The organism is Pseudomonas sp. DSP3-2-3, from assembly GCF_049898225.1.
Classification (GTDB): domain Bacteria; phylum Pseudomonadota; class Gammaproteobacteria; order Pseudomonadales; family Pseudomonadaceae; genus Aquipseudomonas.
In genome coordinates this window covers 40,812-64,218 of record NZ_JAFCXH010000028.1, presented here as the reverse complement: position 1 = coordinate 64,218, position 23,407 = coordinate 40,812, and the positions used below count along the sequence as shown (strand labels likewise).

At 58.4% G+C, this 23,407-nt stretch carries 16 protein-coding genes and 1 tRNA gene; 3 read left to right on the top strand and 14 right to left on the bottom strand.

The genetic code is table 11. The features are described 5' to 3' along the window. Nucleotides 1–34: 34 nt before the first annotated feature. The 6 genes from ACP7E4_RS24965 to ACP7E4_RS24940 form a co-directional block, all read right to left on the bottom strand. The gene (locus ACP7E4_RS24965) at nucleotides 35–1,660 is read right to left on the bottom strand and encodes a methyl-accepting chemotaxis protein (protein WP_426118376.1); all 1,626 of its coding nucleotides are present in this window, start codon (nucleotides 1,658–1,660) and stop codon (nucleotides 35–37) included. A 158-nt stretch (nucleotides 1,661–1,818) separates the two neighbouring features. Further along, a complete protein-coding gene (locus tag ACP7E4_RS24960; protein WP_426118356.1) occupies nucleotides 1,819–2,478 on the bottom strand; it encodes an HD domain-containing protein in 660 nt (219 codons plus the stop codon). Between the two features lie 86 nt (nucleotides 2,479–2,564). After that, a complete protein-coding gene (locus ACP7E4_RS24955) occupies nucleotides 2,565–3,350 on the bottom strand; it encodes a sulfite exporter TauE/SafE family protein (protein WP_426118355.1) in 786 nt (261 codons plus the stop codon). Between the two features lie 227 nt (nucleotides 3,351–3,577). Then, complete coding sequence (locus tag ACP7E4_RS24950; protein ID WP_426118353.1) at nucleotides 3,578–3,991, bottom strand: hypothetical protein; 414 nt, start codon at nucleotides 3,989–3,991, stop codon at nucleotides 3,578–3,580. Between the two features lie 860 nt (nucleotides 3,992–4,851). Further along, nucleotides 4,852–6,126, bottom strand: coding sequence for a glucarate dehydratase family protein (locus ACP7E4_RS24945; RefSeq protein ID WP_426118351.1), 1,275 nt, complete (start codon nucleotides 6,124–6,126; stop codon nucleotides 4,852–4,854). Beyond that, the gene (locus tag ACP7E4_RS24940) at nucleotides 6,123–7,520 is read right to left on the bottom strand and encodes an MFS transporter (RefSeq protein WP_426118349.1); all 1,398 of its coding nucleotides are present in this window, start codon (nucleotides 7,518–7,520) and stop codon (nucleotides 6,123–6,125) included. Before ACP7E4_RS24940 ends, ACP7E4_RS24945 begins: the two co-directional genes overlap by 4 nt. A gap of 107 nt (nucleotides 7,521–7,627) precedes the next feature. Between ACP7E4_RS24940 and ACP7E4_RS24935 the strand changes: the two genes are divergently transcribed. After that, the gene (locus tag ACP7E4_RS24935) at nucleotides 7,628–8,530 is read left to right on the top strand and encodes a LysR substrate-binding domain-containing protein (RefSeq protein ID WP_426118346.1); all 903 of its coding nucleotides are present in this window, start codon (nucleotides 7,628–7,630) and stop codon (nucleotides 8,528–8,530) included. Here ACP7E4_RS24935 and ACP7E4_RS24930 read toward each other — a convergent pair. From ACP7E4_RS24930 to ACP7E4_RS24905, 6 genes are all read right to left on the bottom strand, one after another. Further along, entirely contained in the window at nucleotides 8,527–8,742 is a 216-nt protein-coding gene (locus ACP7E4_RS24930; RefSeq protein ID WP_426118344.1) for a DUF6434 domain-containing protein, read from the bottom strand. The two genes, ACP7E4_RS24935 and ACP7E4_RS24930, sit on opposite strands and share 4 nt — an antisense overlap. A gap of 360 nt (nucleotides 8,743–9,102) precedes the next feature. Next, the gene (locus tag ACP7E4_RS24925) at nucleotides 9,103–11,403 is read right to left on the bottom strand and encodes a PAS domain-containing protein (RefSeq protein ID WP_426118374.1); all 2,301 of its coding nucleotides are present in this window, start codon (nucleotides 11,401–11,403) and stop codon (nucleotides 9,103–9,105) included. A gap of 673 nt (nucleotides 11,404–12,076) precedes the next feature. After that, nucleotides 12,077–14,458 carry a TonB-dependent siderophore receptor gene (locus tag ACP7E4_RS24920; protein WP_426118342.1) on the bottom strand — a complete coding sequence of 794 codons (2,382 nt, stop codon included), beginning with the start codon at nucleotides 14,456–14,458 and terminating at the stop codon, nucleotides 12,077–12,079. Between the two features lie 187 nt (nucleotides 14,459–14,645). Next, nucleotides 14,646–15,701, bottom strand: coding sequence for a DUF2955 domain-containing protein (locus ACP7E4_RS24915; RefSeq protein WP_426118340.1), 1,056 nt, complete (start codon nucleotides 15,699–15,701; stop codon nucleotides 14,646–14,648). Beyond that, a complete protein-coding gene (locus tag ACP7E4_RS24910) occupies nucleotides 15,691–16,839 on the bottom strand; it encodes an HlyD family secretion protein (protein WP_426118338.1) in 1,149 nt (382 codons plus the stop codon). The genes ACP7E4_RS24915 and ACP7E4_RS24910 overlap by 11 nt, the downstream gene beginning before the upstream one ends. Further along, entirely contained in the window at nucleotides 16,832–18,388 is a 1,557-nt protein-coding gene (locus ACP7E4_RS24905) for an efflux transporter outer membrane subunit (RefSeq protein ID WP_426118336.1), read from the bottom strand. The genes ACP7E4_RS24910 and ACP7E4_RS24905 overlap by 8 nt, the downstream gene beginning before the upstream one ends. A gap of 191 nt (nucleotides 18,389–18,579) precedes the next feature. On the opposite strand from ACP7E4_RS24905, the gene ACP7E4_RS24900 reads away from it, so the two are divergent. After that, nucleotides 18,580–19,101, top strand: coding sequence for a transporter suffix domain-containing protein (locus ACP7E4_RS24900; RefSeq protein WP_426118334.1), 522 nt, complete (start codon nucleotides 18,580–18,582; stop codon nucleotides 19,099–19,101). Between the two features lie 338 nt (nucleotides 19,102–19,439). On the opposite strand, the gene ACP7E4_RS24895 is transcribed toward ACP7E4_RS24900, so the two are convergent. Then, nucleotides 19,440–19,516 (bottom strand) — tRNA-Met (locus ACP7E4_RS24895). Between the two features lie 121 nt (nucleotides 19,517–19,637). Continuing rightward, nucleotides 19,638–20,747, bottom strand: a complete 1,110-nt coding sequence (locus ACP7E4_RS24890) for a molecular chaperone DnaJ (protein WP_426118333.1) — start codon at nucleotides 20,745–20,747, stop codon at nucleotides 19,638–19,640. Between the two features lie 312 nt (nucleotides 20,748–21,059). Here ACP7E4_RS24890 and ACP7E4_RS24885 point away from each other — a divergent pair, with 312 nt between their 5' ends. Continuing rightward, complete coding sequence (locus tag ACP7E4_RS24885) at nucleotides 21,060–23,117, top strand: methyl-accepting chemotaxis protein (RefSeq protein ID WP_426118331.1); 2,058 nt, start codon at nucleotides 21,060–21,062, stop codon at nucleotides 23,115–23,117. The last annotated feature ends 290 nt before the right edge of the window (nucleotides 23,118–23,407 follow it).

Sequence of the window (23,407 nt, the reverse complement as noted above, 5' to 3'; positions counted from 1 at the left end):
AGGAATGGCATTGCTGGAATAAATTTGCTGCCGTTCAGAGAACGAAGCGCTGAACCATGGCCTTGAGGTCGGTCGCCAGCATCGACAAGGCATTGCTGGCCATGGTGGTTTGCTGGGCGCCGGATGCGGATTGGTTGGACAGGTCGCGAATGCTGCTCAGGTTGCGATCGACTTCGCCGGCCACCTGAGCCTGCTGCTCGGCGGCGCTGGCAATCAACAGATTGCGGTCGTTGATGGTCGAGGTCGAACTGATGATGACCGTCAATGCCTCACCCGTGGCGGCCGCCTGTTCAAGCGTCAGGTTTGCCTGGTTTGCAGTCAGGCGCAGGGCGCTGGCGGTTTCCTGGGTACTCTGCTGCACGCCGGTGATCAACCCTTCGATCTCGGTGGTGGAAGCACTGGTGCGCTGCGCCAATGAGCGCACTTCATCGGCGACCACGGCGAATCCGCGCCCGGCTTCCCCGGCCCGCGCCGCTTCAATCGCCGCGTTGAGTGCCAACAGGTTGGTCTGGTTGGCGATGGCGCGGATCACGTCGAGAATCTTGCTGATGCTCAGCGTGCGTTCAGCCAGGCCTTCGGCCTGATGCGAGGTTTCCAGCACGTTGCCCGTCAATTGCTTGATCGAAACGATGGTGTCCGAAAGGCGCAGCTGGCCTTTGGCTGCTGCGTCGCTGGAGGCCAGGGATTCAGTCGCGGTATTGCTGGCATTGCCTGCCACTTCGACAGCCGCCTGGCTCATCTGATTGACGGCTACCGCCGCTTGCTCGATTTCCGAATTTTGCAGCCGCAGGTTTTCCGCGCTGGCTTCGGAGATGGTGCTCATTTCCTGTACCGACTGGGAAAGTTGCGTCGCCGCTGCGTAAATCTGCTCGATAGTGCCATGCAGGTTGCCGCGCATCTGGCCGAGCATAGTCAGCAACTGGGCGGTTTCGTCCTTACCTTCGGGGATGGTTTGCGGGCTCAGATCACCACTGGCGATGGTGCTGGCGATCTGCAACGCCTGACGCACCGGGCGAATGATGCTGACGCTCAAACGCCAGGCCAGCAGCAGGGTCAATGCCAGGGCGATGCCGATGGCGCTCAGGGCAATAATGCGGGTTTGCTCAAAACTGTTGCTGGCCTTTTCCACGGCAGCGGCGGCACTTTGTTTGTTGAGTTCGCGCAGCAATTGCACTTGCATGTCCATCAGGTCGCCCTGCAAGGACAGCATGGTGTTGGACAGCATGCGGGCGTCGTCGAGCTTGCGCTGCTCAATCAGGGCGATTTCGTCATAAAGGCCAGGAATGAAGGCTTTGTAGGCGTCTTGCAGGGCGACCAGCGAATCGCGCTCGGTGCTGTCCTTGACGTGCGCGAGGTACTCGGTGAAGCCTTTTTCGACTTCATTCTTGAGTTGTTCGACGTTGATTTTGCTGCTGACCACCGCGCCCGGATCGTCGGCGTTGGCGATCAGTCGTGAGGTTTCACCGCGCAGTTTGACCAGGTTGATAGCGATGGCATCGGCCATGGCGATGCTGGGCAGCGAGCCGCTTTCCACCGCTTCCCCCTGATTGCGGATCGCCTGCATTTGCAGCAGACAAAACACCCCAAGCGCGACCATCAACAGCGCGGTGATGCTGAAACACAGCACCAGGCGTTGCGTGATTTTGAAACGGCGCAAGATGGACGTCGAAGACTGCTGACGCGAAATACGAGGCAATAACTTTTTCACGGAGGACCAAGCCCAATTCAACGGAAATACCGGAGAGTCGGTTATAGGTCAATTGTGTGATGTCTTTGTGACATCGCTAAAGTTGGCGTCAAATTTCTATGAGATGAATTTCAAATCGGCAGCGGTACGCCAACTTCCTGCATCAGCTCGTTCAAAAACCGTTGCATTCGTTCATGGCGGACCTTGGCCAGACGCGCTCCCGTTTCAGTCTGGAAACCGTCGGCCAGATGAAAAAGCTTGGTGTTGAAGTGGTCCACTGCAAAGCGTTTGTCATCGTAAGGCCGCTGAGTCGCGTGCGGATCCGTCGGGTCGTACAAACCACCGCCCATTCGGCCCGAAACATAGAACATGCGCGCGACACCAATCATGCCCATGGCGTCGAGACGGTCGGCGTCCTGGAGGATTTTGGCTTCAAGGGTCGTGGGCGTAATCGCCGCAGAAAAACTGTGGGCCTCGACGGCATGGGCAACCGCTTCGATTCGCTCTTCGCTCCAACCCATCTCGGTCAACAACTCCGTGGCTTTGGCTGCCGCCAGACGCGATGCGTTGGAGCGAAACGGCGAATTCTTTTCCACCGCCACGCAGTCATGCAGCAGTGTCGCCGCAAGCAGGATTTCCTGATCGCCGCCTTCATCATTGCGGATCAGACAGACGTTGCTCCAGACCCGCTGCAGATGCGAAACATCGTGGGAGCCATCGACTTTCTCGGCCACGGTGTGGGGTATCAACAGCGAGGCGAGATCCTGAAATGGGGCGAAAGCTGCGGTCATCGGTGTATCCGGCGGCGTCTTGGGGAGTGAACATTGCAGAGCATAGCGCGGTTAGCGCAGGCCGGTTCCTGCGCAGCGCCAGCCAGTTAAAAAACCAGCTTGTAGCCGATGAACGCCAGCATCGCTGCCAGACAAGGACGCAGAACGTCGTCAGAAACCTTGCCGGACAAGTGACTGCCGAGGTAAATCCCCGGCAGCGATCCCATCAGCAAGTAGCCGAGGATGCCCCAATCCATGTTGCCCATGCTGGCATGACCCAGGCCCGCGACCAGCGTGAGGGGTACCGCGTGGGCGATTTCGGTACCGACCAGACGGCGAGTGGGCAGGAACGGGTAGAGGATAAACAGCGCCACGGTGCCCAAGGCGCCGGCACCGATGGAGGTGAGGGCGACCATGGTGCCGAGGATCAAACCGGTCAGGACCGTCAAGGCATTGAGGCTTGGGCCGCTTGGGTTGTAGTGGCCGCCTGCGCGATTGTGCGCAAAGGCCAGCAGCCGCTTCTTGAAAAATACCGCCAGTGCGGTGAGCAGCAGAACGACGCCCAAGGACTGTTTGATAACGGCATTCATGGCGTCCGGGGAGGTATGCAATGTGCTCAGGAACCACAACGTCAGCAACACCGCCGGAACACTGCCCAGCGTTAGCCAGCCGGTAATCGACCAGTCGATGTTCTGGTGTCTGCGATGAACCCACACACCACCGGATTTGGTAATTGCCGCATACAGCAGATCGGTGCCCACGGCCGTGGCAGGGTTAATGCCAAACCACAGCAGAATCGGAGTCATCAGGGAGCCGCCACCCACGCCGGTCATACCGACAATGAATCCCACCACCAGGCCTGCGACCACTAACCCCAAACCACCAAAATCCATTACTGCTTCCTACGATTGAATCGCGACTGCCAGAAAATTCTGGCGGCAGCATAACGATGTTTCTTATAACGGCTTATATCAATGCGATCTATCTTTATGCTTTTTTAACGTTGACGAATGTGCGAAGCCGCTGGAGCGAGGCTTGCCCGCGAAGGCGTGAATTCAGGCGATAAAGATGTCGATAACAGGATCGATTCGCAGGCAAGCCTCGCTTCAACGGCCCAACCTTAACAAGGTCTGCCAGTGATGCTTTCTTCAGGGCGGTTAGTGCAGTTCATTACACGATCCAAATCCGTGCCACCTTCCGGGCTCTGGTCGAGATTGCCGTTGGCGTCCAGATAGATATCGGTGCCGTACCATGTAGGGATGACCTTGACGCACTGCCTGCTGCCGCGATTAACCCACCAGTCTACGACCATGAAAAATCCGTCCCTGGGAAACAGCTCGCCAGGCTCGACCGCTAGTTCGCCCGGAAACAGAGTGCTTCGGTAAATTCTGTCATGCGTATTCCATTGATAGCGCACTTCTGCGCTGCCACTCTTGGGGAAGTGCAGGGTGGCTCTGGGGGGCATTGCGTACCAGATGACGAAGGGTACGAAAATTACGACAGAGAAGATTGCCCCCCATTTCATATAGAACATCCAAACTTTTCCCTATAACAGACGTGCGTCTCAACGGCGACGCTAGCATGCGTTTTGCGAGCATTTATCCCATTGCTGGTCGGACGCGCGTGTTTCTCTTGAGTGAAGTTTCCGAGATAATTCCGGCCCCTTGCGTCTGTGGATTTGGGCTATTAAGGTGCGCCCGTCGCTGAGAAATCAGTGATTGGGTTTAGTAGCCCGAGACCGTTGGACGCAAAATGCCATACCTAAACCGGGCGTTTCTCAAAGCCCGAACTATATGGCTGCTGCGCGCAGGGCACTCTTGGGTGCGCCGGTTCCAACGTCCCGGTCTACTAACCTGCGCACAGCTGCCACCCTTCGTTTAGTAGCGACCTGGCAGCTCCACTTGACGCTGGAATTTTGCACAATGACTAACCTCACACTCACCCGTTCTTCAACCCTCGAAGACGCCCTGAACCACGCATCCGAGCTGCTGCAATGCGCGGCCGCAACCGCCTAGGAAAGTGGCGACCGTTTGAGCGGACCCGACCGGCATTTGGTGTTTCCAGTGGTGCATCTGGTTGAACTCGCCAGAACCGTTATCGATCAATCCGTGATCAAGCTGGAGAAACAGCTCGCCTGAAGCGTTCTGCGCTGTTTGATCGGTCTCAAAACGCCTTATCGAGGACAAGTCCTCTCTTATCAAACACCGCAGAAATACCTGACCGACGAGAAACCCGTGGGACCGGATTTATCCGGGAAGGCGGCATTTCTGACGACGAAATGCAGTGAATGAACTGGCCTCTTCCCGGCTAAAGCCGGTCCCACATGCTTGGTGGGACACCAAACAAAAAAAAGCCCGACACAGGGGACGTGCCGGGCCCAACAAAAAGGGTTTATCAGAAACGTGGTTTAACGGCTTTCCAGTCCGGCTTGTAACGCTGCATCTGCTTCACGTCGTCTCGCTGGCGAATGCCGCAGGTGAGGTATTGATCGTGCAGCTTACCCAGCTGATCGCGGTCCAGCTCCAGTCCCAGCCCCGGCGCGCGGGTGATTTTCACGCAGCCATCGACAATCGGCAGCTTGCCGCCCTTGATCACTTCTTCGTCCGGTTCCTGCCACGGGTAATGCGTGTCGCAGGCGTAATCGAGGTTCGGCACCGAGGCCGCGACGTGGGCCATGGCCATCAGGCTGATACCCAAGTGCGAGTTGGAATGCATGGACACGCCGAGACCAAAGGTGTCGCACATTTTCGCCAGTGCCTGAGTGTCACGCAGACCGCCCCAATAATGGTGGTCGGCCAGCACGATCTGCACGCTGTTCAGCGCTACGCTGCGGCGGAATTCGTCGAAGTCGGTGACCACCATATTGGTCGCCAGCGGCAGGCCGGTGCGCTTGTGCAGTTCGGACATTCCTTCCAGGCCCGGCGTCGGGTCTTCGTAATACTGCAAGTCATCGCCCAGCAGTTCGGCCATGCGAATCGACGTTTCCAGCGACCAGTTGCCATTCGGGTCGATACGCAGCGGCAAACCGGGGAAGGCTTTTTTCAGCGCCTTGATGCACGACACTTCATGTTCCGGCGGCAGCGTGCCGGCCTTGAGTTTGATGCTCTTGAAGCCGTAAGCCTCGATCATGCGCCGCGCCTGGGCAACGATCTGTTCTTCATTCAGCGCCTCGCCCCAGCTGTCGGGTTTGTAGGGCGAATCGACATGCTCGGCGTATTTGAAGAACAAGTAGGCACTGAACGGAATTTCGTCGCGGACCGCGCCGCCGAGCAGGTCCACCAATGGCACGTTCAGGTAATGCGCCTGCAAATCGAGGAACGCCACTTCGAACGCCGAGTAAGCATTGCTGACCGCTTTGCTGGCGTGGGAACCGGGTGCCAGTTCCGCGCCGGCGATGCTTGCAGGTTTGTTGGCTGCGACAGTCGCCTGCACGATGCTGCGCAGTTGGTTGAGATTGAACGGGTCGAGGCCGATCAGCTGGTTTTGCAACTGCTGCTGGATCAACAGCGCCGGAGCATCGCCGTAACTTTCGCCCAGCCCGATATAGCCGTTGTCGCTTTCGATCTCGATGATCGAGCGCAGGGCAAAGGGTTCGTGAATACCGCTGGCGTTGAGCAGCGGTGGATCCCGAAAGGCGATTGGCGTGACGGTGACTCGTTTGATTTTCAAGAGGCTGCTCCCGATGGGCCAGATTTCAAGGCTTGGCGATTTACGGAGGTTTTCGAAACGGGGACTTCAACCGGTTTGCCGGTCAAAATGCCGGGTGCGTTGCCACGGGGCGTAGTGCGGGCGAAGAAGATCACCACGGCGGCGACCAGCGAGGTGATTGCCAAGCCGTACAAGCCGCCTTCGATGGAACCGGTGGTCTGTTCCAGGAAGCCAAATGCCGTTGGCGCAACAAAGCCGCCGAGGTTGCCGATCGAGTTGATCAAGGCGATCACGGCCGCAGCAATTCGTGCATCCAGATAACCCTGAGGGATCGGCCAGAACAACGCCGACGCCGCTTTGAAGCCGATGGCGGCGAAGCAGATCGCAACGAAGGCGAAGATCGGCCCGCCGATGGTGGACATGAACATGCCGAACGAAGCGATTACCAGTGTCACTGCGACCCAGGCTTGCTGGTATTTCCATTTACCAGCCATGGCGGCGAAACCGTACATCGCGATGATCGAGATGATCCACGGGATCGAGTTGAACAGGCCAACCTGGAAGTCGCCCAGATTGCCCATTTTCTTGATCATGCTCGGCAGCCAGAACGTGGCGCCATAGATAGTCAGGGCGATGGAGAAATAGATGAAGCAGAACAGCGCGATCTGTTTGTCGGCGAGCAACTTGAACATCGACGGCTTGACGGTCTGCGTCGCTTCGCGAGCCCGCTGTTCCTCGGCGATGGCGCCGATCAGTGCGGACTTCTCTTCGTCGCTGAGCCATTTCGCTTCGCTCGGGTGCGACTGCAACCAGAACCAGACAAATCCGCAGAGGGCGATTGAGGCGAAGCCTTCGATGAGGAACATCCACTGCCAGCCGTGCAGGTTCAGCCCGTTGACGTTAAGTAGCGCGCCTGACACCGGTCCGGAAATCACTGACGCAATCGCCGAGCCGCTGAGAAACACGGCCATGGCTTTGCCGCGATCTGCACCCGGCAGCCATTGAGTGAAGTAATAAATGATGCCGGGGAAGAAGCCCGCTTCAGCCGCGCCGAGAATAAAGCGCAGCACGTAGAAACTGGTCTCGCCCTGGACGAAAGCCATGGCCATGGCCGCGGCGCCCCAGGTGAACATGATGCGTGTCAGCCAGGCACGAGCGCCGTAGCGTTGCAGCAACATATTGGAGGGTACTTCGAATATCGCGTAGCCGATGAAGAACAGCCCGGCACCCAGGCCGTAGGCGGCAGCGCCAATGCCCAGGTCGGTTTCCAGATGGCTGCGCACGAAGCCAATGTTCACCCGGTCGATGTAGTTGACGATAAACATGATGACGAACAGCGGCAATACGTGACGCTTGACCTTGGCAGCAGCCCGGGCAAGCGGTGTGGCATCCGTCGGTGTTTGGACTTTGTTCACTGGGGCGACTCCCGATCATTATTTTTTTGGGGACGAGTCGATGATGGACGCACTCTTTGTTCCGGTCTAATCTAGATTGGCACTTGATTGATACCTGGATTGAATCAATGTTCGAACTTGCCCAGTTGCGCTGTTTCACCACCGTGGCCACGGAACTCAACTTTCGCCGTGCCGCTGAACGCCTGAACATGACTCAGCCGCCCCTGAGTCGGCAGATTCAGCTGCTGGAACATCACCTGGGCGTGGCGCTGTTTACCCGCAGCACGCGCAGCGTGGCGTTGACCGCCGCCGGTCGGGCATTTTTCATCGAAGCGCAGAACCTGCTGGAGCGTGCGCAACAAGCGGCGGCAGCGGCCAAGCGCTTCGCGGAAGGGGATATCGGCTCGGTGACCATCAGTTTCGTAGGCAGCGCGGTGTACGAATTCCTCCCCAAGGTCATCGCCGAGGCGCGACTCAAGCAGCCCCACGTGAAAATCTCCCTGGAGGAGATGAACACCTATCAGCAGCACGAAGCCATGCGCGCGCGACGCATCGATCTGGGCATCGTTCGCTCGCCGTTGCTGCAACCCGGTTTCGCCACTGAATGCCTGGTGCGCGAACCGTTCCTGCTCGCCGTGCCCAGCACGCATCGGCTGGCGACGTCAGCGACGGTCGCGGTGACCGATCTGGATGGCGAGCCATTTCTGATGTACTCCCACGCAGCTTATCCGCCGTTCAACGAGCTGCTCACCGGCATGTTCCGTTCGGCGCGGGTGGCGCCGCAGTATGTGCAATGGCTGGGGTCATCGTTGACGATTCTGGCGCTGGTCAACGCCGGTATGGGTCTGGCCCTGGTGCCGCGCTGCGCCGCCAGCGTGGTGTTCAAAGGCGTGACCTTTCGCGAGATCGATCTGGGGGAGGGCGTGCAAAGCGAACTGCATTTGATCTGGCGTTCGGACAACGACAACCCGGCGTTCACCATGCTGCTGGAAGCGATTCGCGGCGCAGTGAACGCGGGCGGGACTGCCTAAACGCTGGCTGACTGCCGACGCTGCCACTCATCCGCCACATCACCCATAGTCTTCGGCCGACCATCGTTGATCCAGGCCATGAGCGGTCGGTCGAACTTGAAGCCATCCCCACACTGCTCCGTCAGAAACCGCCGCACGTTCTGGGTATTTTTGTAGTGCCTGTCGACTTCGGTGGTGCGGGTAATGGGATCGCTGTGCCAGTTGAAGGTCATTTTCAAATCTCTGTTTGGATAGATAGTGGGCGCTGAAGCTGTTGCGATTCGTTGAGCGAGGCTTGCCCGCGAAGATCGATAACGAGGTGGGTCTGGCACCACCGGTGCGCCTGATTCGCGGGCAAGCCTCGCCAACGGATCTACGCATGCACCATTCACGATAGGACGTACAGTCGATGCATTTGCGTCTATTGGAATGCCGTCTTCCCGGATAAATCCGGTCCCACAAAATCAGCGCAATCCAGTGGGACCGGCTTTAGCCGGGAAGGCGTCGGTTCAGACAATACGTCTGCGGCGCCTGGCGGTTGCCCCCAGACATAGAATCTCCAACAGGCCGATGTTTGATGGGCGACATGGTCATTAGATTACGCCTTGTTTCCCCGCCCCCTTGCGACTCTCCAGCACCGCCTCGCGCAGCACGTTGGACATCGCTTCGATGGAGTAGGGTTTGGGCAACAGCCTGAACTTCTCCACACCTTCCTGGACGAATACTTCGCTGTATCCGGTGGTCAGTACCACCGGCAGGGTCGGATAAAGATGTTCCACTTTGCGTGCCAGTTCCAGTCCGGTGATGCCGGGCATCATGACGTCGGAAAAAATCACGTCGTAGGCAGCGGCGTTTCTGGACAGTTCGGCCAGTGCCTCGTGGCCGTTGGCGGCGCGGTAAGCGCTGAAGCCCAGTTCAATCAGCGTCTGGGTGGCGAAATCGCCAACGTCGTCGTTGTCCTCGACCACCAGCACGCTCAGGTCAGTGATGTCATCGAGGGAGATGCGCAAGGCGCGCAATTCATTGGCGCTCGGTTGCGTGGCGCAGCGGGGCAGAAACAGTGAAAACTGCGTACCGCTGCCGACCTGGCTATGGACCAGAATGTCGCCTTCGGACTGCTTGGCAAAACCGAATACCTGAGATAACCCGAGGCCCGTTCCATGGCCGACGCCTTTGGTGGTGAAGAACGGCTCAAAAATGTGCTCGATATCTTCGGGCTTTATACCTCTGCCGGTGTCGGTAAGGTCGATTCGAATGAAGTCTTCTTCGCGGCCGGGATGCGAACGCGCAGCAGGCAAGTGGGTAACTGCACTGACCTGGATTGTCAGCGTGCCTTCGCCTTGCATGGCATCCCGGGCGTTGACCGCCATGTTGACCAGCGCGTTATCGAACTGACTGGTGTCAGCTTTGATAAAGCAGGCGTAATCAGGTACTTCGATGACCACCTTGACCCGTGTGCCGGTGAACGAATCCAGCATGTTGCCGATGGAGTGGATGTTCTGGCAGACGTCGAAAATTTCCGGCTTCAGCGCCTGGCGCCGGGCAAAGGCCAGAAGCTGACCGGTCAGTTTCGCGGCCCGGTCCACGGTCGAGGAGATGGCTTCAACGTAGCGGATGCGGCGCTCTTCCTGGACATTAGGGCGCTTGAGCAGGTCGGTGGATGACTTGATGACCGTCAGCAGATTATTGAAGTCGTGGGCGACGCCGCCGGTCAGCAAGCCGACTGCCTCCAGTTTCTGCGATTGGCGCAGGGCTTCTTCGGAGAGGCGCAACGCTTCGGTGGCTTCCCGTTCGGCCTGAATGTCGCGGCCGACGGCATGGATACAGGATTGGTCGGGCACCGCCGTCCAGGATAACCAGCGCCATGAACCGTCTTTATGTTGATAGCGATTTATGAAGTTCGGGATGCTGTTGCCATTGGACAGTTCGGTGGCAGCGGCTTCTGTGTCTGCAACATCCTGGGGGTGTACAAACTCCATGAATTCGCGGCCAAGCAATTCCACTTCTGTCCAGCCCAGCAGCTTCGTCCAGGCTGGGTTGACTGCCATGATGCATCCATCGAAGCGCGCCACCAGCATGATGTCGGCCGACAGTCGCCAGAGGCGGTCGAGCTCGCAGGTACGATCCGTGACCCGTTGTTCCAGGGTCTCATTCAAGATACGCAGTTCGGCTTCAGCCTGTTTGGTGTCGGTAATGTCCCGTGACACGCAGAGCAACTTCTCCGGTCGGCCGTCGCTGCCCAGAATCGGGCTGACGCGCACGTCCCACCATTTGACGATGCCAGTCATCGTCGCGGCCTGACCCTCGAAAAAGCCTTCGCGACCTGATCGGGCCAGCTCGACCGCATTCACTGCTTCGAGATTGCCCTGATCCTTCCAGAAATCCGGCCACGGACAACCACGGATGGCATTGAAGTCGCTGACTTCCATGACGCGCTGTCCGCCCTCGCTCATCCAGGCCAGCCGGCCGTCGAGGTCGAGCACCTTGATGCAGTCGGTGCTGCTGGCGAGCACTCTCCTGTTGAATTCCTCGCTTGAGCGCAATAGGGCAGCCGAGCGAACCATCTCGGTGGTTTCGATGGGTTGGCACAGCACGCCATCCACCGAACCTGCGTCGCCGTAGATCGGCGAGAAGGAGAGGTTCCACCAGGTCTGCTGATCGACGCCCGAGCGCTGCATGACCACCGGATGATTGTCGATGCGGCAGGATGACCCGCCCAGGGCTTTTTCCACCAGCGGCCGGACTTGCTCCCAAACGTCGCCCCACAGTACAGCAACAGGCTGTCCCATGGCGTCGCGTTCGCGTCCACTCAGCACCGGACGATAGGCATCATTGAAGAAGAACCGCAGTTCCGGACCCCAGATCAGATACATGCTGTCTGGCGAGTTGAGCATGAGCCCGAGCGCATGGCGCAATGTCGCCGGCCAGGTCGACAGCGCGCCGAAACCGGATGTCGACCAGTCATGAGCGCGGATCGTTTCACCGGACTGACCGCCGCCGGGCAGCAGGGATAATAAAGTGTTCACTGTATAAAACTCATCGTTCGGTTCATCAGGCTGACCATGCACCTCGGTATTCAGATGCGCAGGACACTCAGACTCAGGTGAAACGGCTTGAACGCAGGTTTACCGAGCTTTTTCGGATAATTCAGTCATCCAGAGTTCTGACACTGCCGGAAGCAATAAATTGGCAATTAATAATAGATATTTATTATTTGTGACAGACAACTGTCGGACGACAGCACCCAACGGCAGTGTCCAGATATATGGGTTGCTTATTTATGCAATGGTTGAGGTTTCAATCACTTAGGTTTGACAAGGATATAAAGCACCGGAATAGATGCGTGCATCGTACTAATCCGTTCATATCGATTTAATTGGGTACAAGTTGCGGGCGGTTGAGCGCAAGTCCCGAAGGGATTTAATGTGCGGAGGCTGGTGAAATGCTAGCGATGGCGTCAAAGAACAAAACGTAGGTGGGTGGTAAAACTTCAGGCATCGGACGTTGAATGCAGCCGATGCCTGGTGTTTTTAATTCAGCCTGAGGACCAGGCTTGGTCGTTCAGGGTCAGAGTGACCACTTCAACGAGAACATCAGGTTACGTGGATCGCCATACTGCCCGGCGCCGCTGGCATTGGGGATGCCCTGCCAGTAGCGAGTGTTGAGCACGTTGTTGAAATTGATCCGACCGTCCCAGTGCTCGTCGAACTTGTAACCTGCCATCAGGCCGACAACGCCGTAGGCGTCCTGATCCGCAGTGCCGTTACCCACGCGGTTGAAGGTTTTGCTCTGCGCGAACACATCTGCGCCGACGCGAACCTTGCTCAGCTCGCCTTGCAGGTTATAACTGGTGGCGGCCTTGAACAGATGCTTGGGCTGATCCGGCGCGAAGAGTTTGCCTTCATTGCCTTCGGTGGCATCTTTGACGTACTGGCTGAGCACATAGGTGTAAGACGCAGAGAACTGCCAGTTTGGTGTCAGGGCGCCGGTGAGTTCCGTGTCGATACCACGGCTGCGAACCTTGCCGGCTGCACCATAGCAACTGGTTGCCGGGTAAGACGGGCAATTGCTCTGGTTCTGATTGTCGAGCAGGTAAGCACGGTTTTCCTGTTCCATTTCGAACAAGGCCACCGAAGCATTCAGCGCGCCGTCGAAGTACTCGCCTTTCAGACCGATTTCATAGTTCTTGCCGGTCATCGGGGCCAGCACAGTGCCACCGGAGTCCTTCTGGGTCTGCGGCTTGAAGATTTCGGTGTAGCTGGCGTAAGCCGAGTAGGTATCGTTCAGGTCATAGATGATCCCGGCGTACGGCGTCACTTCACGGGTGACTTTATAGTCGCCATCGCTAACCCGGTCGTTGTATTCATACCAGCTGACGCGGCTGCCGATGATGACGTGCAGCGGGTCGATGGGGTTGAAACGCGCGACCGCATACGCGCCTTTTTCGGTGGCGGTATTGCGGCTTTCGTACAGGGACTCGTCAACAGTAGGCTTGGCGATCCGGCTGTGATCGAAGTTCCAGATATCCACCGGAGTGCCGTCGGTCCAGCCGCCCCATTGATCAAACTTCTCCTGACGATGGCTGACGCCGACGGCCAGTTCGTGCTCGCGACCAAACAATTGGAAGGGGCCTGACAGCGAGGCGTCCAGGTTGGTCTGGTCATCGTCGTCGCGGTATTTGCCGGCGTACTGCTGGAAACCGGCGCCGTTGTAGTTGCCTAGATAGGTAGAGAACGTGTCGGCCTTGGCCCAGATCTTCGCGGCGGCAAGCTTGGCGGACCAGCCATTGTCGAAGCGGTGGGTGATATCACTGAACAGGCTGTAGTTGTCTTTATCCCAGTACGACCAGTTGTTGCTGAGAAACGCCGAGCGCGGCAAGTGCAGGTCTTCGCCATTCGGGCCGCTCGGCAAGCCACCCCAATCCGACGTGTTGTCGTCGCGCTGCTTGGAGGCGCCGATGGTCCAGGTCGTCGAATCGTTGAGATCCGCTTCCAGAATTCCGTAGAAGGTCTGGCGCTGGTTTTCGCGCACATCGGTGAAGCTGTTGCCGTCCTGGTACGCCGCTACGACGCGGCCACGAACGGTGCCGGACTCGTTGAGTTTGTTCGACGCATCGACTTCGGTGCGATAGCGATCCCAGCTGCCCGCGCTCGTAGTGATGCTTACTTGAGGAGTAGCAGTGGGGCGCTTGCGCACCAGGTTGAGTGTCGCCGCCGGGCTGCCCGCGCCGGTCATCAGGCCGGTCGCACCACGGACCACTTCAACGCGATCGTAGATGCTCAGGTCAGCACTGGAAATCACATCCTGGGTGTACGTGCTGATACTCGACGGCAGGCCGTCGTACATGATGTTGTCGATCTTGAAACCGCGCGCCAGAAATTCCTGACGGTCCGAAGCGGTCTTGTGCAGCGTGATACCCGGCGCATATTTGACCACGTCGTTCAGGTCATTCATGCCCTGATCTTCGATGCGCTGGCGGGTGATCACGCTCACCGACTGCGGCGTCTCGCGGATCGACAGCGGCAGCTTGGTCGCGGTGTTCATGGACCCCGTGGTGTAGGACTTGCTGTCTTCAGTCGTCGCTTGGCCAGCAATGCCGTAGTCAGCATTGATGTTTACGCCGTCCAGCGCGATTGCGCCCGGGGTTGCCTGCGTCGGCTGTATCACGCGTGCCGAATTGCCATCGACGCTGGCCGTCAAACCGCTGCCCGCCAACAAGCGCTGCAAGGCTTGCGCCGGTTCCAGATCGCCACGCACGGTGGGCGCCTGTTTGCCGGAGACCTGCCTGGTGTCGAATATCACCCGCATCCCGCTGGCCTGGCCCAACTGCGTGAGAGAAGTCGCCAACGGTTGGGCCGGCAAGTCCAGATGAACCGGAGCAGCCATTACGGAAGTGGACAATCCGAGCGCGAGCGCAGTGGTCAAGACGGGCAAAACGGGACGGAGCATCGGGTGATTCCTACGTTAAGCGAAAAGCACGTGTCGACCCCACAAACAGCTACGCCGCGCTCTATCTCGCGCATGTTTGGGAATTGGACTACGTGGTGAATGGGCGCAGACTACGAAATTTTCACATTTAAGTAAATGGTAATTAGTTGCAGTTGAGATGTTTTTTCAGGCGCGGAGATTTGAAGGGTTATCGGCTGACCAGTGGTAATGCGTTGCGTTGATCCAGAAGGTTCACCATCAGCCAGGCATACAGCGTCACGAGGATGAAAAGGCCCATTCGCACCGCAAATGCTGTGTATACGTCCTTGCCCGCAGCGCTGTCCTGAACCGATTGGCCGAGCAGGATGATCAGCGTGATCATGCTGTTTAGCCAGAACCCTGGCGTTAGCCGCGTGGGGCTCAAGGCATACAGTTTGCGCGCCAGCACCAGGCCAAACAGCAGCATCCACAGAAAAAACATCCATAGATGGACAAACAGACTGAGGGCGCACCAGAACAGGATCGCCAGCAGACCGCCGAGCAGCGTTGAACCAACCAGCTCGCGGCCGGCATTGCGAGCGGTTGTCGTGGAGGTTTGTTGGCCAAGGCTCACGGCCTTGAGGATGATTGGCAGATAACTGGCTGGATCGTGCAGCGCGAGCAGGAACGTCGGCATGACGATTAGAGTGGCGCGCAGTGCCATTTGACCGACAACCATCGCGGGCAAGCTTTGGCGAGCGGGTGGCGCGACTGCGTTCGCTGATTCGGGAAACAGCCAGTGACTGACGGCAACCATCACTACGGCGAGGATCAAACCTTTGACCAGCGCCTCAATGACCATCGCCGCCAAGGCAAAGCTCGCGATGCCTGCCGAGGAGATCATGGTCAGGCCGATGATCAGAAAGGTGACGATCAGGGGGTTGCCGCCGCGCAGCCCCAGGCGGAATGCCAGGAACAGACCTGCACTGACCAGCAGCACGCCGCTGAGCGGGTAATAACGCAGAATCGGGATCAACACCAGGCCGACACCGGTGGTCAGCAACGCGGCCAGCGCAAGGACCACGCCTGCCTTGAACGTCAGCGGGCGAGTAAGCGTGGACAAGAGCAACAAGGCCAATACCGGAGCCATGAAGGGAATCGGCAATCCCAGGCCGAAACTGGCCGCCAGGCACAGCGCCGTGCCGGTCGCCAGGCGCAGGGCGCGCTGATCACGTGGTCCACGCTCAATAGCCACGCGCTTAATAGGCCCGCGCTTAATAGGCATAGGAGAGCCAACTCATCATTGCCACGAACAAACGACCCAGCAGGTTCAGTGGATTGCCCTGGGTAGGGAACGCCATTATCTCGGCCTGGCCTCCGGCGCGGATTGCGCCGCTGTCACGTAATCGGGTCTTCGACGCAGCCGAAAACTCGATGATCACCGGAAAGCGTTGTGCCGGACGCAACCAGTCGCGGCTGTTCTGAATGCTCGGCAAGGTCCCAGGCGCGGGTGGTTGCCCGACGCTCACACCGAAGCCGATGCTGCGCACGTGCCCGGCAAACACCTCACCGGGCAGGGCATCCAGAATGATTGCCACCGGCGTCTCGGGCTTGATCCGGCCGAGGTTGTTCTCGGTCATGTCCGCACTGATCCACACGTCATGAATGGCGATCAGGGTCATCACCGGCGTCCCGACGCCGGCGAATTGTCCGACGTCAGTGCGTAAATCAGTGACGAGTCCCGAGGAGCGCGCGCGCACGCTGGTATTGGCCAGATCCAGCTGGGCTTTGGACAACGCCGTGGCAGCACTGCGCAAAGTGGCGTTGACCTCGTCGTTGCCGCCTTCCTGTTCCCGCGCCCGCTGAACCTCGGCGCGGGCAGCGGCCACCTGGCTGACCGCCTGTTCGAGGCTGGCGCGGGACACTTCCAGCAGGCGTACCGAGATGGTTCCGCGATCCTGCCGATACAAGCCTTCAAGACGCTGATTGTCCTGCCGTGCCTTGAGTTCGTTCGCTTGCGCCGCACGCAGGGAAGCTTGCGCGGAGACAATTCCTGCACTGCTGGCGCCGATTTGCCGACGTGTGGATTCGAGGTCGGCTACGGCCCGATCCACAGCAATCTGATAGGGCTGCGGGTCTACCTCGAAGAGCACATCGCCGGTCTTGATGTCCTGATTGTTACGCACGTTCACCCGGATGACGCGGCCCGCGACTTCTGCGGCCACCGGCACAACAAATGCGCTGACTCGCGCCTGTTGCGTGTAGGGCGTGAAGCGGTCCGCCAACAAATACCATCCCAGGCTCAGGACGATCAGCAAGAGCACCCATTTGATGCCTTTTTTGCTCGGATCAGCTGGCGGCGGCGGTGCTTTGGCAGCGGGCGCATCGCAGGCATCGGGCGAGGGCGGGGCGACTTCACTCATGTTCGTTCACCGTATCGGGTTGGCGAATGACAGGCGCCGCAACCTCTGGCTCATCCAGGAGTCCGCCCCAGTCAGAACGTTCCTGCATGACCTTGCGGGTCGCTGGATCGACTTTAGGTCTAGGGCTGTACCAGCCGCCCCCCAAGGCTTTGTACAAATCGATGAGATTGTTGACCGCATCGCTGCGGGCCAGCAGGTAATTGTCCTGTTGATCGAGCAAGGCCCGCTGCGCGTCCAGCACCCGCTGAAAGTCGGAATAACCTTCGCGATACTGCGTATTGGCCAGGACCAGCGAGCGTCTGGCCGCCGACTGGGCTTGCTGCAGAATTTGTTCGCGCTGCAAGGATTTGATCAGGCCGTAGGCGGCATCGTCTGCCTCGCGTGCAGCCTGGCGCACCTTTTCGCGGTAGACCTCGATCAACTGCTGCAATCGTGCATCCTGAACCCGCACGTTATTGCTGATTCGGCCGTGGTCGAACAGGTTCCAGCGCAGACTTGGACCACCCACGCTGTCCAGGCTGCGCGACGTGCCGCTGAGTGAGTCAGCCGACCAGACGATGCTGCCGAGCAATGTCAGCGACGGGTAGAAGTCGCTTTGCGCCACGCCGATCAGCGCGGACTGGGACGCGACATCCAGCTCGGCGGCGCGAACGTCGGGGCGGCGGGTCAGCAGCATGGCCGGTACTTCCTGCAACACGGCCCGGTCGACCAGCGGAATCAGTCCTTCATTGCTGGCCAGCTCCGAAAAGGCACCGGGAGGTCGCCCGATCAGCCCCATCAACGCATTGCGCAAACGCTGAAGCTGATCTTCAAGGCTGGGAATGATGCTCAGCGTTCCCAGGTACTGGGTTCGGGCTTGCTGGAGATCCAGCTCGGCAGTCTGGCCGCTGGTGAACAGTCGCTGCGTTATCTCGAAGTTGCGTTTTTGCTGCTCGGCGTTTTCCCGGGCCACACGCAATCGCGCCTCGGTAGTACGTACTGCAAAGTAAGTGGAAGCGACTTGAGCACGCAGCAGGACCAGCGCGTCTTCATAGTTGGCTTGCGCAGCAAACCAGGCGGCGTCGGACGACTCGATGGCGCGACTGAAGCGTCCCCAGAAATCCAGCTCCCAGCCCAGGTCAAAGCCGGCGCTGTATTGCCAGAAATGGCTGTCTTGCGGATTGCTCCCGCCCGATTGCCGGCGATTGAAGTACAAGGCGTCGGCACTGGCCTGCTGTACTTGCGGGTAGCGGTCGCTTTGCGCGATGCCCAGTTGCGCGCGCGCTTGCATCACTCGTAGTCCGGCGATTCTCAGGTTGGCGTTGTGTGCATCGGACTCGGCGATCAGCAGGTCGAGAACCGGATCGTTGAAAACTTTCCACCACTGGCGCCAATCCGGGTCCGCCCCGCGTTGGCTGGATTGCTCAAGCGCCGGGCTCGTCCAGCGCTCGACCCAGGCTTGCCCCGGAGGCTGGAACTCCGGTCCCACGCGCATGCAACCTGCGAGACCGAACATCCCCAGCAGAAGAAGCTGGCCCAGCGCAATCAGCACGGCTTTGCCTGGCTGCATCAAGTGTTTTCCTTCAACGAAGGTCACTGAAGCGTGGCGGACCGGATGGCGACCCGAATGGTGTCATCACGATCTGAAAACTACCTGGACCTGTTTGCCTCAGCAGGGTCGGTCGTTTTAGCGTAGCCCCTGCTACGCTACTCGGAGGGTCGTACGAGCAGCTGAAAATCAATAAAAAAGGGACGATGACAATGAACACCCAAGACAGTGTCGCGCCTCACTCCGCCAGTTGGCGCTTCAAGGCAGGCATCGCAATTATCTGTGTGATGGCAGGTTCGTGGTTGACAGTACCGATCATGGCGGCGCTCGACGTGCCTGGTTCCAGGATTGCAGCCCTGACCGGCATCCTGTTCATCAGCAACAAGGTTCTGCTTATTCTGGTCATCGCCATCATGGGCAAGTCCGGATTCCAGCAATTGAAACGCAGCGTGTTCGGCTATGTGTCCAATCTGGCCCCCGCTGTCGACCTCGAAGTGGGTCCGACGCGCCACAAGATCGGTGTCGTCATGTTCTGCCTGCCGCTCATCGCAGCATTTCTCGAACCCTATATCGACACGATCTGGCCTGGACTGCGGCCCAACCTCTGGCAGGCGCAGGCCCTGGGCGATGCAATGTTCATCGGCAGTTTCTTCGTCCTGGGCGGGAATTTCTGGGACAAAGTGCGCGCGCTGTTTATCCGAACCGCACGTGTGGTGAATGAGGCTGCGGGTTGAGCAGGGGCTCAATCACGTCAAACAATAATGGTATGAGGGTAAGCGTGCATGGCGCTGATCCTGGGTATCGGAGGCCTTTGCTAGGCTGTTCGCGATACTCCTTGGTGTCAGGTTCCAGCCCTGCCAAGGTCGTATCAGAGAGCGAGCGACGTTTGAGGTCGGATCGCTGCATGAGTTTGTATCCCTTCCGTTCAATTTTTTGCGAAGGGTACAAGCCGGGATACGCGGCGATGCGATAGACAGTCATACAAGGCTATACGCCAGACACAAGAAAGCCCGCACGAGGCGGGCTTCTTGATGGGTCTATAGACTTCCGAAGATGTCTGTAAACCGGTACTTGGTGGCTACACAGGGACTTGAACCCCGGACCCCAGCATTATGAATGCTATGCTCTAACCAACTGAGCTATGTAGCCAAGTGGCGCGCATTATTCGTGGATAACGGATATGTGTCAAGCGTTGTTCTGAAAAATTTATGCGTGTGATCAAGCGGTTAGGTTTTCGCCTTCAATCCACGGTGTGTAGATTCTTCCCGGCCTAGCGGAACAGATCATCCAGCACACTCCGGTTGTCCCATTCATCGAACATTTCCCGCTGGGAGCGCAGGAAGGCTTTTATGTTCTTCGCATCCAGCTTCAGGTCTTCGACCACGTATTCAAGATCGAAAAGCTCCTCGACCAGTTCGCCCAGTTTTCTGTCACATTTTCGGGGGATACCGGCGGGCTTGGTGGTCTCGAACGGCGGCAGGTTGAATTGCTCGTTGAATATGAAATTGCGAAAGCTGATCTCTTCTTCCAGCTCCTTTACCTGCTCAGCCAGGATCCGGTTGTAATGCTTGATGCGTTCCTGCGGCAGGTTGCTGGCGTGATCACTGTCGATCTGTTCGATCTCCAGCTGCAGCTCCAGCAGGCCCAAAAGATCCTTGGCGGCATAGGCATGGTTTACCCGCTGCATGAGCGCAGTTTTTCGCTTGCGCTCGGCTTCGTCGGTTTCCCGGTCGGGGTGAAGGGCGCTGGCAAGCTTTCGATAGATTTCGCGAACTGACTGGCTACCTTTCGCCAGTTCCTCTTCCTGGCGGATTTCGCGCGTCGTTTTCTTCCGGTCGGCTGATTGTCGGGGAGCTTCGCCCGCATCATCGCTCAGCTTGGCAAATAAAATCTGGGCGAGTTCCTCGGGGGTAGTTGCGCTGTCGTCGTCGAGTTCGACATCAAGTTCGCGCTCCAGAATAGCCTTGAACTGAGCCGTCTCTTCTTCTTGAAGAACGTCGAAATCAACACCGGCGTGCCGGGTGAAGATCTCTTTCACTTCCGCCTTCTCCGGGTGATCGCCAGCGATCAGCTCCTCGGCCAGCTCACGAACGATTCGTTCCAGCGTTCCAAGGTCTTTTTTGCTGAATTTCATTCGTGTGCTGGCGACGTCAAGGATGATCAGTAACTCCAGCTGATAATCCTGCAGCTTATCCAGCGTTGGGATGAACTCTTGCGCCCACAGCTTTTGGTACGCCAATTCGGCGCTGTTCCAGGCTTCAAGGGAGCCACGATGAGTTTGAATCTTCTTTAGAAGGCTGTTGAAGCGTTTCTGATAGGAACTGGGTTTGGGCCCATTGGGTTGGGAAGTCACACTCAGTTGCGGATGGTCGCCAGCCATTTTCGTATCCCTCATGCCTAAAGTGCTGAAAGCGTAATCTTCATTGATGTATATGTGCAGTGCTCGCTGAAAAAACCGAGGTTTCCTACAGCGAGGTGACAGCCGGTCCTACGGTCCGAATCTTGCTTTGTTGTCCCATTAGTCAAAGTGTTGTTCCCGACAGTCCGCTCAGATTCCGTTGGTCCGAATCAGAAGAAATCAGGCGACTAACGCCGTTTAATCAATAACATGGCATTTTGCCGTTAGCGGGTTTCAGTGATAACTGCCACGGCCGCTGCCGTGTTTGCAGAGCGTCCAGGGGAGTAGTCGGGCATGTACAGTGTGTTGTCGCCAGGAATGCGTTTGCTAGGACGATTCCGTTTTGCTCGCAAGTTTCAGGTTTTGTTTCTGTTATTCATGCTGCCGCTGGTGGGCAGTCTGTGGATGATCGGGCAGGACTACCGCAGCAAACTTGCGTTGATTTCGGGCGAGCGTTCGGGTGTTCGCCAGTTATTGGCGCTGGATGTGCTTGATCGCGAGCTTTCCGGGCAACGTGATAACGCTGCGCGCTGGAAGGCTGCCGACATTCTTCGCGAGCCGACGCCGGCCGCTAAAGCGGCGATGTCTGCCATGGATGCGGCAAATCCGCGTATTACGCAGGCGCTTGAAGCGTTGGGTGCCACGCTCACAGCCGAGAGTGCCGACGTAGACGTTACGAAGCGCTATGAAACGCTGCAAGCTTCAGTCACAGGCATGGACATCGCGTCATTGCGTACGGTGGGCTGGTGGCCGGACGGCTACGACCGTTTCACCACGGCACTGAGCAATCTTCAGGCGTTGCGCGAGCAGATCGCCACAAGCAGTGGCTTGATCCTCGATCCCTGGCTTGAAACCTATCTGTTGATGCAAATGTCGACGCAGCAGATCCCGGAGCTGATCGAACGAATCGGACGCATGGCGAGTATCGGGCAAACGTCGGTGGTCACCGGGCAGTTCAGCCTGCAAAGCCGCCTGCAAGTGCGTGAGCTGCGTGGCCGGATCAGCGATGCCCGCGATCAGATGCTCAAGACAGGTGCATCGCTACAGGCCAAGCTGCCTGCGGAGTTGCGCACCTGGGCGGACGAGTACAACGCCACCATGCAGCGCCTGGATACAGAGCTGAAAGTCCTGGATGACGGTGTCTTTGGCGGCAGTATCAAACTCGATCCTCCAGCATTTGAGCGAAGTGTCGACGCGTTGCTGGGTGATCTGGCTACGCTGCGTAATCACTCTTTGGATTCGCTGGATTCGCGCCTGGCGTATTACCGCGAAAAATCCAACATGCAGTTCATCCCCATCGGCATCTGCTTTGGCTTGCTGCTGTTGGCGGCGCTTTATCTATTTGCCTGTCTGCAGGCTTCGATTCGGCGCAGTGCCAGCGGCATTACGACCCTGGCGGAGTCCCTGCGCGATGGCAACCTGTGTGTTCAGGTGCAAGTGGAAGGACGTGATGAGCTGGCCGCAATCAGCACTGCGCTTAACGTTGCCGTGATCCAGTTGCGCACCAGCTTGCTGGGCGTCAATCACGAAACCTTGCAGCTTGGCCAGGCAGTCCTGACCCTCAATGCCCAGTCCAGCGGCACGCTTAATGAGGTCGAAGAGCAGCAGCATCAGATCAGCCAGATTGCCGCAGCGGCCACCGAATTGGCGGCGACATCCCAGGGCGTGGCCAGAAGCTGTGAGCAAGCGTCCGACAGCGCCCGGCAGACACGCAAGATTGCCGAGGAGAGCAGCCGCGACAGTCAGCGCACCACGGACAGTATTCAGCAGCTCAATCAGCGTCTGACCGATACCGCTTCTGCGTTGGGACGGGTCAGCGAGCAAGGCCAGCAGATCCAGTCGGTGGTGGATGCCATTCGCGGCATCGCTGAACAGACCAATTTGCTGGCGCTTAACGCGGCTATCGAAGCGGCGCGGGCCGGCGAGCAGGGCCGCGGTTTTGCAGTGGTGGCCGATGAAGTGCGCAGCCTGTCGCAGCGTACGCAAGCGTCCACTGCGCAAATCGCCGGCACGGTCGACAGCCTGCGCTCGACAGTGAGTCAGGCCGTCGGGCTGATGGAAGCCGCATGCGGCCAGGCCATCACCGATGCCGAGTCGGTGACCGGGCTGGGTCAGCGCCTGGTGGAAATCGCCAGTGCAGTGCAAGGCGTGACCGACACCCTCGCGCAGATTTCCACGGCAGTGGAAGAGCAGGCCAGTACCGCCGATGAAGTCAGCGGCAATATCCAGCAAGTCGATCAGGCGGCGGGGCGTTTGCTCGATGGCGCGCGTGCGGTGAATCAGGCGGCGGATACCCTGAGCAGAGGCAGCCGTGCGTTGAGCGACAACACGGCGCGGTTCCGTCTGGATTGATGACCAACCAGATCGTGGGACCGTATTCCACCTGTGGGAGCTAGCTTGCTAGCGAAGGCGATGTTTCAGGCGCCGAAGATGTGTCGGGTTTGCCGACCTTTTCGCGAGCAAGCTCGCTCCCACGGATTGTGAGGTGACGGACCTGAACACATGCTCGACTGTAGACCCGTTGAAGGCTTGCCCGCGAAGAACCATAACGCGGTGATCTCGTCCACCGAGGCACCTGATTCGCGAACACGTTCACTCCCACAGCTTCTGTTTTCCCGCGCGTTGAATGCGCCGAATTCTTA

Excerpts from the sequence above, each read along its gene's own strand:
- ACP7E4_RS24955 (WP_426118355.1), bottom strand. The coding sequence starts at position 3,350 with ATGGATTTTGGTGGTTTGGGGTTAGTGGTCGCAGGCCTGGTGGTGGGA.
- ACP7E4_RS24905 (WP_426118336.1), bottom strand. The coding sequence starts at position 18,388 with ATGCAGCCAGGCAAAGCCGTGCTGATTGCGCTGGGCCAGCTTCTTCTG.
- ACP7E4_RS24910 (WP_426118338.1), bottom strand. The coding sequence starts at position 16,839 with ATGAGTGAAGTCGCCCCGCCCTCGCCCGATGCCTGCGATGCGCCCGCT.
- ACP7E4_RS24890 (WP_426118333.1), bottom strand. The coding sequence starts at position 20,747 with ATGGCTGGCGACCATCCGCAACTGAGTGTGACTTCCCAACCCAATGGG.
- ACP7E4_RS24935 (WP_426118346.1), top strand. The coding sequence starts at position 7,628 with ATGTTCGAACTTGCCCAGTTGCGCTGTTTCACCACCGTGGCCACGGAA.
- ACP7E4_RS24900 (WP_426118334.1), top strand. The coding sequence starts at position 18,580 with ATGAACACCCAAGACAGTGTCGCGCCTCACTCCGCCAGTTGGCGCTTC.
- ACP7E4_RS24930 (WP_426118344.1), bottom strand. The coding sequence starts at position 8,742 with ATGACCTTCAACTGGCACAGCGATCCCATTACCCGCACCACCGAAGTC.
- ACP7E4_RS24960 (WP_426118356.1), bottom strand. The coding sequence starts at position 2,478 with ATGACCGCAGCTTTCGCCCCATTTCAGGATCTCGCCTCGCTGTTGATA.
- ACP7E4_RS24925 (WP_426118374.1), bottom strand. The coding sequence starts at position 11,403 with ATGCTCAACTCGCCAGACAGCATGTATCTGATCTGGGGTCCGGAACTG.
- ACP7E4_RS24885 (WP_426118331.1), top strand. The coding sequence starts at position 21,060 with ATGTACAGTGTGTTGTCGCCAGGAATGCGTTTGCTAGGACGATTCCGT.
- ACP7E4_RS24950 (WP_426118353.1), bottom strand. The coding sequence starts at position 3,991 with ATGTTCTATATGAAATGGGGGGCAATCTTCTCTGTCGTAATTTTCGTA.
- ACP7E4_RS24915 (WP_426118340.1), bottom strand. The coding sequence starts at position 15,701 with ATGCCTATTAAGCGCGGGCCTATTAAGCGCGTGGCTATTGAGCGTGGA.
- ACP7E4_RS24920 (WP_426118342.1), bottom strand. The coding sequence starts at position 14,458 with ATGCTCCGTCCCGTTTTGCCCGTCTTGACCACTGCGCTCGCGCTCGGA.